Source organism: Polaribacter sp. R2A056_3_33, from assembly GCF_019278485.1.
Lineage (GTDB): Bacteria > Bacteroidota > Bacteroidia > Flavobacteriales > Flavobacteriaceae > Polaribacter.
The window spans coordinates 229,068-240,821 of sequence record NZ_CP058984.1; the positions used below are offsets into that span (position 1 = coordinate 229,068).

Sequence of the window (11,754 nt, forward strand, 5' to 3'; positions counted from 1 at the left end):
ATGATAAAAGATAAAGTTAATTTAATAACTAAGGATATAGAAAACAATCAAAAAAAACTTAAAATTAAAGGTTTTGAATATGGTTGTTTAATTATTAAAGAAGCAAATACTTGGGTAGAGGAGGCTAAAAACAGACCAATACCCAACATGCTTTTTAGTGAGCTATGGTATGAAAATGAGCTTTGTATTTTATTTGCAGACACTAATTTAGGTAAATCTATTTTAGCTGTGCAAATAGCGGATAGTATTAGTAAAGGAAAAGCAATACCTGGGTTTAAACTTGAAAGCCCTCCTAAAAGAGTTCTCTATTTAGACTTTGAATTATCTGATAAACAATTTGAAAATAGGTGTTCTGAACAATATGAAAACCATTATCAATTTAATAAAAATTTTCTTCGTGCAGAATTTCATACCGAGTTAGAGTTACCAAAAGAGTACAATAATATTGAAGAATATCTTTGCGCAACCTTGTCAGATATTATTACCAAAACAAAAGTATCTGTTTTGATTGTAGACAATCTTACCTTTTTAAGCAGCGAAAATGAAAAAGCAAAAGATGCTTTGATATTAATGAAAACTCTTAAAAAAATATCTAATACAAATAATGTTTCAATACTTGTATTAGCTCATACTCCTAAAAGAGATGACTCTAAACCTATTAGTAAAAATGATCTAGCAGGAAGTAAAATGCTAATGAATTTTTGTGATAGTTGTTTTGCTATTGGTAGTAGTTCTCAAGAAGCATCGTTTAGATATATCAAACAAATTAAGCAACGTAACACAGAACATTTATATCACTCAGAGAATGTTATTGTTTGCAGTCTTGATAAAGAAACTAACTTTCTAGAATTTCATTTTGAAGATTTTGATTCTGAAAAAGCACATCTTAAAACTTTTGGAACATCGGACTTAGAAGAAAGAGACGAACAGATGAAGTTTTTAATTTCTGAAGGAAAGAATAATGTTCATATAGCTGAAATGTTAAATGTATGCGAAGGAACTATCAGAAAAAGAAGAAAAAAACTAAATATCTAAGATAGATGGTTGCTTCAGACATATACACAATAGCCAAAGCTCTTTCTAAAGAAGAGTTTATCAAGCTATCCGATATGCTAAGAAGCGATATAAAAAAAAGTAAAATAAAAAAAAGTGAAATAAAACCGAAAAAGAAATATGAGCTACCAGACTTCACTAAAGAAGATGGATTACGTTACCTATTAGAAAATCACATTCGCAAAAATTAAAAAACATAATCGTACCATTCGTACCAATAAATAGGTACGAATGGTACGAATTCAAAAAAATGAAACATAATTATAAATACAGTTTAGATAGATCAAGCAGAAAGTTTATCTGCCCTAATTGCCATAAGAAAACATTTGTAAAATTTATTGACAATGAAACTAATCTTTATTTAAATTCTAGTGATGGAAGATGTGATAGAGAAAGTAAATGTGGTTATTTTAAAAAACCAACATCAAATTGTATTACAAATATTAATAACTGTATCACAGAAGTAATACAACCTTCGTATCACAATAGAAAAGTATTGCAAGAATATTGTAATACAAAGCAACAAAGTAACTTTATAAGCTATTTATTAAGGAATTTTGAGCCTAAAATGGTATCACAAGCAATAGATATGTATCACATAGGGACAACAAACTATTGGTATGGAGCTACAATATTTTGGCTAATAGACACAAAAAACGTAATACGTGGTGGCAAGATTATGTTGTACAATTGTAATACAGGTAAAAGAGTTAAAAAACCTTTTAATCATGTTAGCTGGATACACAAACAACTAAAATTAAATAATTTTGTATTACAACAATGTTTATTTGGGCTACACCTTATAAACAGCATTTCTAAAAGTGATACAATTTGTATTGTAGAATCAGAAAAAACTGCAATCATCATGAGTATTATGATTCCTAATTTCATTTGGTTAGCTACAGGTAGTAAAACAGGTTTTAAAGAAAAAATGCTAAAATCTATTAAAGAATTTAATGTTATTGCTTATCCAGATAAAACTGAATATAAAACTTGGAATGAAAAAGCAATTCTTTTAAATAAACAAGGTTATAATATCCAATGCAGTACAATGTTAGAAAATTTAGAAATTGAAGACGGTGGTGATTTAATTGATTTTTTATTGTAGTACACTTATGTAAGACACTAACACTCAAAATAAATATCACTTTATACAAACATTTAGATAGTATCGGTTTGCGTGTATGAGAAGTATCGGATTAAAAAGCACTTCAGTTTCAGATTGGACTGACTTTTATTAAATGAACTGACCTTTGATTTATCACTGAATCAGCTATTTCTTATACTTGGATTCAATGTTGTAACGCAACAAACCGTTTTTGTTTATTGATGTTACTAAGCTACAAATTTAAGTTCTAAATCCATCATTTCTTTTGGAGTTTTATATCCTATAATTTTTCTTGGTCTGTTGTTCAATTTTTCTTGAATATTTTGGAGTTTATTTACGTCAATTTCATTGAAGTTTGTTCCTTTTGGAAGATATCTTCTAATGAGTCCATTTGTATTTTCATTTGTTCCTCTTTCCCAGGAAGAATATGGATGTGCAAAGTATATTTTCATACCTGTTTTTTTAGTAATCATTTCGTGTCTCGCCATTTCAATTCCGTTATCATATGTCATTGATTTTTTATAAATAGGATTTAATTTGTTTAATATTTTAGAAAACTCATTAGCTACTTAACCTGCTTTTTTAGACTCTAATTTTACTATTAAAGTAAATCTAGTTTTGCGCTCTACAATAGTTCCAATAGCACTTTTATGATTTTTTCCAATCACTAAATCTCCTTCCCAATGTCCCACTTCATTTCTAAGTTCAATATGTTGTGGTCTGTTGTCAATACTGACTTGGTTAATGATTTTACTTCCACCACCACGTCTTTTTTTAGGAGTTCTACGTCTTGTTTTTTTACGTACTAATAGTTTGATTAACTTTTTATTTAAACGAGCTTGTGGTCTAGTATAAATGTGTCTATAAATAGCTTCGTGTGAAATAGACATTATTAGATTATTAGGATACAACTCTTTTAATCTTCCAGAAATTTGTTCAGGAGTCCAGTTTGATAAAAGTCCTTTGTAGACAAAAAATTTGAGTAAAGAATAAGTGCTTATTTTATCTAAATTTCTCTTGTTTAAATAATCTTCTTTAGCACACCAATGAGCAAGTTCAGCATCATATCTATGTTCTTTTTTTTGCACCCATTTATTCACTTCTCTACCGATAGTTGAACGAGATCTATTGAGTTTAATTGCTATATAAGATTTAGACTTTCCTTCATTTAAAAGAGTCTGAATAATCACTCTTTCTTTCAAAGTTAATCGTCTATGTTTTTTTACTTCCATTTTACAAATCTATAATTTTAGATTTGTTGCGTTAAGTTATTGAATGGAGGTAACTTTGTGTATTATACTGATATAGGTTGACCTTTTTTAGGTTAATTTATACCGTTCAAAAGATTTTTTTAGCCGTTTAGAAGGCAAAAAATATTTTGAACTAGTTTTGTTTTCAAATTGTTAGTTCAGTCAAATTTACATTATTTCTTCGATATGATTTGTATTTGATGTTTGGATTTAAATGTACTTCAGCTGGTTTTCTTAATTCTAAGCTAAAATGGGTTCTTAAATTGTTGTAAATATATACTGCTTGTTTTGTTACTTCTTGAGCAATGGCAGTGTTTTTAATGCAATTTCTAAGTCCATATTCATATTTTAAAGTTCTATTAATTCGCTCTGCAACTGCGTTTTCATAAGGATCATATTGTTCTGTCATGCTCATCATTATGCCATTTTCTTCTGCGAATGCTGTGTATTTGGGGTTACAGTATTGAAAACCTCTGTCAGAATGATGTATTAATTTTTTATCAGGGTATTTTCTATTTTTAATAGCCATTTCTAGCGCTTCTGAACAAAGTGATGTCTTCATGTTGTTATCTAATTTATAGCCCATAATTTGTTTAGAATATGCATCTGTAACGATTGCTAGGTAATTGTGTCCATTGTCTGTTTTAATGTATGTTATATCGCTTACCCATAGTTGTTCTGGTCGAGTAGGAACTTGGTCTTTAATTAGGTTTTTATATTTTCTAAATTGATGATTAGAATTTGTTGTTGTCACATAGTTTTTAAGCTTAGGAACAAGTAAATTATGAAGCCTTAACACATCGTACAACTTATCTCTACCGATTTTAATACCTTGTTTTATAAAGTCTTGTTTAAGTTCATCATATAACTTAATTCCGCCAGTTCTCATACCAACTAATTTTCGATATTCTTGTATCATTGCGATGACTTTTTCATCGTTTAGTCGTTTGTTTTCTTGGGTTTTGAGTCTTTTGTAGAAGGCTTGTTTACTAATCCCAAAACACTCATAGAACCATTTTCTTTTAAACGGTTTTTCTTTTTTAGTTCTATCTCTTTCGCTAATGTTTTGGGCAACGACTTTTTTGACAAATCGACTCCAGTTATGATTTCCATGTCAGCAATAATATCTTGTTGAAATTCCTTTACAAACTCCAATTCTTCAATACGTTCCTTTAGTTTTTTAATCTCATCTAATTTACTCATACCTGTATTTTGTTGGACTAAAGTACTATATTTTTTGATCCAATACCCAATTGTAGTTCTAGGAACATCATATTTTTTGGAAGCAAAGTTCGTGGAAATCTGTCCATTCTGAATTTGGTCAACGACGAATAATTTGAGTTCTAAAGTTGCTTTTTCGTACGTTTTTTTTCGCCAGGGTTGTTTTTGAGCTTTCATAAGTGACTATAATTAAGTGTTTAATTTTTAGTCAACCTATTTCAGGAAAGTACATCATAAATAAACTGTATAACGTGTTGAATATTTAATGAGACCTTATAACTAGACATAAAAACAATTTTTAAACAAAGATACAATACACTTCGACAATCATTGTCGTACTTAGATGATAGTTTTGCCTAAATTTTACAAATACTTCTAAAATGATTACCATAAAATGTTACGGACAAGGCTGCTGGATTCACTTATTAGAATCAAATGAAAATGCGATAAAATCTTACCAAATTATTGCCTCTAAAATAAAACTGCCTATTGAGGAAGCATTATTAGATATTTCATTTTATCAATACTTTAAAAATAATATACAAGAAATTGATGATTTAATTATTGATACTTTTGGAGGTTTGTTGCACTTGCAAAATGCTACAATAGAGATTTGGTTTGGTAGAAAAAAATTAGCCAAAATTCCTTTTGAAGATTTAGTTACCACCACTACTCTATTTCCCCTTTATAAAATAAATAAAATAGACTTTAAAAAACAACAATTTGAAAAAGGAATCTACTTAAAAGAAACTGTGATTGGTTGTGTAGGGGTTTATAAAATAGGTTTTGACAATTTTGATATCAATCTACTTTCATTTCAACTTCTTAATTCTTTTTTTAACAACAATACGCTTTTAATCAACTTTACTTATCAAAATGTAATACTAAAAAAGGTTAAAGATGATTGCTTAACAAGACATCAAGAAATTGTAATTATATAATGTTTTTAATCCAAAAATATTATGAACCTAACAAAGGTAAAATAATCTTTTATAGATAACAATAAAAATTTTACTGAACAAGCTTTACCAATTACATTTTTAATTCTTTCACATAATACCTTAACAATTCCTTAAACTGCTCAAATGATTTTTCAATTAAAGGCAGAGATAAACTCTCATTCGGCTCATGAATCTTTGAATACTCATCATTAGGACCAATAGCCAAATAAGGCTGCTTTTTTAAAATATGTGTTAAAAAAGGACAAGCATCAAATTTAGTTAGACTTCTGTTTTCTGTGTAAGATGTAAATTCATATTCAGATAGAAGAGATGTTACCATTTCTTTTCCTTTAACCAGTTTAGCGTCTTCATTTAAAGTCAGAAAACGTTGACGAGAAGTACTTAAATCAAAATAACCGGTCTCCTCTATCCAAACATCTACTTCTGGTATTTTTATTAAAGGAAATTGCTCATGTGCAAATGGTGACCCTATCTCTTCTTGACCTTGAAACAACCAATGAATTTCAGGTCTTTCATCTTCTTTTAATTCTTCAATCGCATACATTCTTAAAAGCCAAATACCTAAATTGTCTGCAACACCTCTACCAAATATACGTTCGTCGTTTAGAGTTAATTCAGTAGAAAGAGAATTCCATTTTTCTTCATTTGTTGGTTCTACATCATAATGACTATATATACCTATTTTTGGTGCATCTTTATAGCTTTTTTTTACTGCATAAATAATTGGTTCATTCGTGTTTTTACCAATTATTTCAACTTTAAAATCAAGCGTCTTTAATTTTTCCATTATAAAATCCACATTATTATTAAGACCTTTTAAATTAGTTGGAACCGCATTATTAGCTACTAAATAACTTAATTCCTTTAGATATTTTTTAGTGTTAAATTTCATTTTTAAATATTTTTTTAAACTTTAAATAAGATTTATTATATACGTTTCTTCCTCTGTGATTTTGATAAGCAATACCATTAATTGCCATTGAAAGCAAAACTTCATTTAATTCATTTATACTATTTTTATTAAGCTTAAATCTAGCTATAAGTATGTCAATTGCTTTGTATCTATTTTGATCTATATACAAATATGTCCAAATATCCTTTTTTAAATTAAGATGTCTTTGAAGGAAATTTTTGGCTATTTTTGAAGCATTGAACATTGTAATTTTCGACATGCTTTCTGTTGAAGAATTATCCATATAAATATGGTTCTGATTGTTTATAACTTCTTTTCCAATAACAGGAAACCAATCATTATTTAATACTTCGTTTTCTTTTACAGTTATATTATCATTAACAGGATGCCAACTAGCGTGTTTAGGAGTATATCTAGAATTTGTAGGTATCCACAATGAAATATATGCTTTTCGTTCCTTTATCGAAATATTCTCTGAAGTTTTATGCCAAGTAAGAGCATCTAAAATAACTAAATCACCCTTTTTTACAGTAAGGTGTTTTATAACATCAGCAGAAAAAAATTTAGTATCATTTATAAAGTCAATCGGTTTTTCTTCACCCCAAAGGTGAGATTTGGGTATAATTTCTAAAACGCCTGCATCTTTATCCAGATCATTAAAAGGCAACCATATTGATAACCCATTTGGATTATCTGTTGGCCAATAAGTATAATCTTGGTGCCAAGGCACTGTTCCGTTGTTCTTAAGAGGTTTGTTTATAACATGATCATGAAGCAACCTACAACTTGCTTCTTTAAAAAATAAAGGAGCTATTTCTGCTATTTCTCCTTCCAATATTAATTGTTCATACTCCTTATCATATTTCCAAATATCTCTTATTTGAGAAATCTCCTTTTGATAATCAGAATATTTTATGAATGATTGTTTTGCTAATTTCTTTCTTAAATTATCATAATTAGTATTTAATTTTTCAATTTTCTGAGTTGACAAAAAATTTCGAATAACTAGGTATCCGTTTTCTTTGTATAATTTAAGATCATTTACAGATATCATAACATCTTTTGTTTAGTAAAACATTTAACTATCTTCTTTTTAAATTTAGGCAAGTACAGAGTTGTAAGTTCTTTTAAATGTGTTTTATTTTTTATTTCAATTTTTTCTATAGAATTGTTCTTTTGAACAATAAAAATCCTATCCCTTACTGCTATTATTTTTTTATCAGGATAAATTGCAAATCTAATTCCATTCCAAAAAGGGCCAAATTCTTTTTGAGTATAATGTTGTTCTAGTGTTTTATATATTTGTTTATATGTTTTAGGGATTAAATGTAATGTTACATCCGTTAACCATTTACCTTTTATTAGAAAATCTATTCTTAGATCACTTGAATTATAAACAGTTCTAAACGTACGAAAAAGGTGCTCCTTAGTGATGTTTTGATCAATAGGTATTGGCTCAAAATAAGGTTGCCCATCTCCTAAATCTATTGTATAAAACTTGTTCTCTAAATTTAATAAAATCGCTATATGGTCATTTTTTTTCATCATTGTTCCATTTATTAATGAAACATTAAATCCTAGCTTATAAAGTACTGCACCTATAAAAATGTTCATAGTGGCACAAGTCCCACCATTTAACGAAAGCATATCTTCTTTAATATCTTTTCCTTTAGGAATATAGTTAAACCCTCTTTCAATCATTTTATAGTTCTGAAAAGGTATTTTGTGCAAAACTTGGCTTGTAAATTTATTTAGAAAAGGCAAACTAATTTCAGTTTTAGATATCTCTATTTTTTCTAAAAACGTATCTAACTCGGATTTTGATACATCAACACCAAACCTTTCAACTAAATTTATTTCTTTCAGTCTTTTAATTGTTTTAGTGATAAGAAATTGGTTTAGAATATTTTTATCAAAATATTCTGGAAGCCTTTTATTAAAAGAACTGCTATTTGTGTGTTTTATCTTATTTATTTTACTGGTATCGTCTTCAATTAGAATAGTAGTACCTTTAATGGCTCTTAATTTTTTATTAGGATAGTAAGCTAAGTGAACTGCTTTCCAAAATGGCCCATAAAAAATATTATTATAATAATTTTCTATTATGCATAAAAAATCAACTTCTTTGTAAATACAGAGATCAAACACATATTGAATTTCCCATTCACTATTCTTTTTTATATATAGATAATATTCCTTTGCTACTCTTTTAATTCTATACGAAATTAATCCCCTTTTTATAATTTTATTATCTATTAAACTTATAGCTTGGTAATAAGGTTGCGCATCACCAAAATCTATAAAATAAGGAATATTACTAATCCTAACAACTATAGCAATATGCCTTTTATCTTTATGGTTTCTACCACATAGAATATATTGAACATCAAAGCCAATTTGACTTAAAAAATAAAACATAAATCTATTAATATCTAAACAAATACCTCCCTTACCGTTAAGCATATTTATTTTAATACTCTCTAAAGTAGGTGTTTTTTTTAAACCATTAGTAATCATTGTAATATTTTGCCAAGGTATATTCTCTGCAACTTTTAATGATAATAAATTCAAAAAATCGATGGAAACATTTTTTAAATCTTTATTGATCTTAATTAAATTCAAAAAAATATTTATTTCAGTATTAGATAATTTCATTTTCAGTCACAAATATTCTTTCTAATTCATAATTATAATTCTTTGCAAGCTTACTAGATTTTATAGCACATGCATAATCTATATTTTCAGCTTTTAATATATCTATGGTTTTAGCGTTATATTGTCCGTCTGTATAGGCATAAGACTTTATATTAATCCCTATTTCTTGCAAAGATTTTCTTGTTCTTTGTACATCTTCTATTATCTCCTTTTTACTCAGTTTAGTGTATATATTATGATAGTAAGAGTGACCACCAATCTCATGGTCTAAATCTTGAAGTTCTCTTAATTGTTTTGTAGTCATATAGGAAACCTTTGTTTTAGGTTCACTAGAAAAAAGGGTATTAACAAATAATTTCTGTTCATTAATAGAAAGACTTAAAAACTCTTTTTTTTGTTTCCCTACAATCCAATCTTCTTTGTTTTCACTGCCTATATTCTTATTAACATATAGATAGTAATAATCTAACGGGGCTATTTTCTGTTCCTTACAATACCCTATAACAGGGTAAAATGTAGCTTTAATATTATATTTTTCTAAAATAGGTTTTACGTATAGAAAATTATCAATATAGCCATCATCAAAAGTTAATACAACCTGTTTAGATCTTGAATTTTCTTTAAAATTTATAATCGTTTTAAAAATAAAACCTTCTTTCAAATATTGAGCTATTATATTTTCTAAACGCTCTTGAGAAATAAGTGTACCTCTAATAAAATAAGCATCATTAACATCTATCTTTTCTCTAGGTAATACCCTATGAAACATTAAAATATCAATCATTAGTTAATAATTTACAAAGTTCCTCAATTGAGTTAAAACCGACTAATAAACCTTCTTTTCGATCGTCTAAATTTTGCCCCGCTAACCTCTTACTCCATCCCTCTACTCCTGTATAACAGAATACTTTTTTACCAAATTGCCAAGCATAACTAATCTCATTTAATGTGCCTGCACCACCTCCTAAGGCTATCAAAATATCAGAAGACAAAACCAACACAGAGTTACGAGCAAAACCAATACCTGTTGGTATTGTTATATCTAAATATTTATTTGCTTTTTTAGCATCTTCAAATGGCAAAACACCAACAACTTTACTTTTTGTATCACCAATAGATTTCACTCCTTTTGAAACCGCCTCCATTGTACCTTGCATTCCTCCATTTAAAACGGTATATCCTTTTTGTCCTAAAAAAGCTCCCAGAGTATAAGCAAATTCATATAACTCATTAGAACACTGGCTTTCGTTTGACCCTATGATGCCAATTTGCATAATTTTATTATTAATTGGTTTTTAATTCTTTTAAAATCTTCAAATTCATTTATAAAATGTTCTTTATCCAAAGAATTAATTTGAACATCTAACTCTTTTAATTTACCTATTTCGGTTCTAAATTCATTTTCATTAATATTTTCATATAACAGTTTTAATATTTTTTTTATGTGGTTTTGATGAAATTGAAAACGATTATCAAATTCTTTTTTTCCCTTATACAAATACTGAATAAGCAAAGAACCAATCATATCTGAAAAGTATTTTTCTGTAGAGTTTTCAATCGATGAATTTGCAAATGATCTATTATGCACAAGTGTAAAATAATTAACATCTACAACATTAAAACCTAATTCCAACAGCAAATGAGAATGTATCATATCGCTACGTCTTGCAGGAATATGATTGTTCTCTGAGAAACCAAAATGTGGTATTCTAAAAACATCTATATTGAAAACAATAAAATTACCACCCCTTAATAGTTTTGACTTTTTTTGCTTAGGTATGAGATTCTCTTTTTCATTAAAAGCAACTTTAGTAATAGGTTTGCCTGCAAGAATACTTTTTACAATTTCATTTTTATCTTGTGTTTCAGAAAGGAAAATTGAGTAATACTTTTCTGTGTTGTTCTGATTATAATAATCATGATACTCCTCTGAATTAAAAGACTCTCTCGCTATATATTCACCATTAAAAACATCTTCTAATTGTGTCTTACAATATAACAAAGAAGGTATTGGAGGCACATAAGATGTGGGAGCAATAATAGCGTCGATACTTTTATTCTCGTTATAAAACTCAACAATTTTCGAAAAGTAATCAATTGTAAAAGTTACAGTATGTTGGTTCTTTTTATAGTTACTTTTCCCAAAAAGAATATCGTCATCTACTTGCCAAATAATTGAATCTTTAAACTGATCATAGTTTTCAATAATATATATCTGTTGTTGTATTCTTGCTCTTTGTATACTGTCTATTTTAGTACTACAATTAGCTGAGTAAATAAATTTAGAATGTTTTTCTTCTAATTCTTTAATTTTAGATTGACCGATTACATTAATACATAAATCAAATTGTTTAATAGCAGTAAGTATATTCTGTGTAAGCGTTTTATCAAAAATGGTTATAGTTAAACTATAATTCTTTATTTTTTTTAAAGAGTATTTTTCAAGAATACTCCACAACAAATTCGTAGTATTTTCAATGTTCTTTGTTGAAAATATTATGTTTATTTCTGTTTTATTCATTTAATTTTTTCTGCCTTTACTTCTTTTTTAAATAATGGAATGAGTGGTAAAGGGATCATATTATTTAAGCC

At 27.8% G+C, this 11,754-nt stretch carries 12 protein-coding genes and 1 pseudogene; 4 read left to right on the top strand and 9 right to left on the bottom strand.

Going from position 1 to position 11,754, the window contains the following annotated elements:
• Genes H0I29_RS01140 through H0I29_RS01150 form a run of 3 tightly spaced genes read left to right on the top strand, consistent with a single transcriptional unit; the run spans position 1 to position 2,161 of the window.
• Entirely contained in the window at positions 1-1,035 is a 1,035-nt protein-coding gene (locus H0I29_RS01140) for an AAA family ATPase (RefSeq protein ID WP_218731054.1), read from the top strand.
• 5 nt (positions 1,036-1,040) lie between these two features.
• Entirely contained in the window at positions 1,041-1,244 is a 204-nt protein-coding gene (locus H0I29_RS01145) for a hypothetical protein (protein WP_218731055.1), read from the top strand.
• Positions 1,245-1,303: 59 nt separating this feature from the next.
• Entirely contained in the window at positions 1,304-2,161 is an 858-nt protein-coding gene (locus tag H0I29_RS01150) for a DUF6371 domain-containing protein (protein WP_218754122.1), read from the top strand.
• Between the two features lie 227 nt (positions 2,162-2,388).
• Here the strand turns inward: H0I29_RS01150 and H0I29_RS01160 are convergent.
• From H0I29_RS01160 to H0I29_RS01170, 3 genes and pseudogenes are all read right to left on the bottom strand, one after another.
• Positions 2,389-3,393: pseudogene (locus tag H0I29_RS01160) on the bottom strand (IS30 family transposase).
• Positions 3,394-3,556: 163 nt separating this feature from the next.
• Positions 3,557-4,405, bottom strand: coding sequence for an IS3 family transposase (locus tag H0I29_RS01165; RefSeq protein WP_254712741.1), 849 nt, complete (start codon positions 4,403-4,405; stop codon positions 3,557-3,559).
• On the bottom strand, positions 4,351-4,809 hold the full coding sequence (locus H0I29_RS01170; protein ID WP_218761396.1) for a helix-turn-helix domain-containing protein: 459 nt from the start codon (positions 4,807-4,809) through the stop codon (positions 4,351-4,353). The genes H0I29_RS01165 and H0I29_RS01170 overlap by 55 nt, the downstream gene beginning before the upstream one ends.
• Before the next feature lie 203 nt (positions 4,810-5,012).
• Here H0I29_RS01170 and H0I29_RS01175 point away from each other — a divergent pair, with 203 nt between their 5' ends.
• Entirely contained in the window at positions 5,013-5,573 is a 561-nt protein-coding gene (locus H0I29_RS01175) for a hypothetical protein (RefSeq protein ID WP_218754124.1), read from the top strand.
• 91 nt (positions 5,574-5,664) lie between these two features.
• On the opposite strand, the gene H0I29_RS01180 is transcribed toward H0I29_RS01175, so the two are convergent.
• Genes H0I29_RS01180 through H0I29_RS01205 form a run of 6 tightly spaced genes read right to left on the bottom strand, consistent with a single transcriptional unit; the run spans position 5,665 to position 11,683 of the window.
• Positions 5,665-6,486, bottom strand: a complete 822-nt coding sequence (locus H0I29_RS01180) for a M20/M25/M40 family metallo-hydrolase (protein ID WP_218754125.1) — start codon at positions 6,484-6,486, stop codon at positions 5,665-5,667.
• Positions 6,476-7,561 (bottom strand): phytanoyl-CoA dioxygenase family protein, encoded by a 1,086-nt coding sequence (locus tag H0I29_RS01185; protein ID WP_218754126.1) that lies wholly within the window; start codon positions 7,559-7,561, stop codon positions 6,476-6,478. Before H0I29_RS01185 ends, H0I29_RS01180 begins: the two co-directional genes overlap by 11 nt.
• The gene (locus tag H0I29_RS01190) at positions 7,558-9,162 is read right to left on the bottom strand and encodes an arylamine N-acetyltransferase (RefSeq protein WP_218754127.1); all 1,605 of its coding nucleotides are present in this window, start codon (positions 9,160-9,162) and stop codon (positions 7,558-7,560) included. The genes H0I29_RS01185 and H0I29_RS01190 overlap by 4 nt, the downstream gene beginning before the upstream one ends.
• Complete coding sequence (locus H0I29_RS01195; RefSeq protein WP_218754128.1) at positions 9,149-9,946, bottom strand: polysaccharide deacetylase family protein; 798 nt, start codon at positions 9,944-9,946, stop codon at positions 9,149-9,151. Before H0I29_RS01195 ends, H0I29_RS01190 begins: the two co-directional genes overlap by 14 nt.
• On the bottom strand, positions 9,939-10,436 hold the full coding sequence (locus tag H0I29_RS01200; RefSeq protein WP_218754129.1) for a TIGR00725 family protein: 498 nt from the start codon (positions 10,434-10,436) through the stop codon (positions 9,939-9,941). The genes H0I29_RS01195 and H0I29_RS01200 overlap by 8 nt, the downstream gene beginning before the upstream one ends.
• Complete coding sequence (locus H0I29_RS01205) at positions 10,418-11,683, bottom strand: hypothetical protein (protein WP_218754130.1); 1,266 nt, start codon at positions 11,681-11,683, stop codon at positions 10,418-10,420. The genes H0I29_RS01200 and H0I29_RS01205 overlap by 19 nt, the downstream gene beginning before the upstream one ends.
• Positions 11,684-11,754 lie beyond the last annotated feature (71 nt).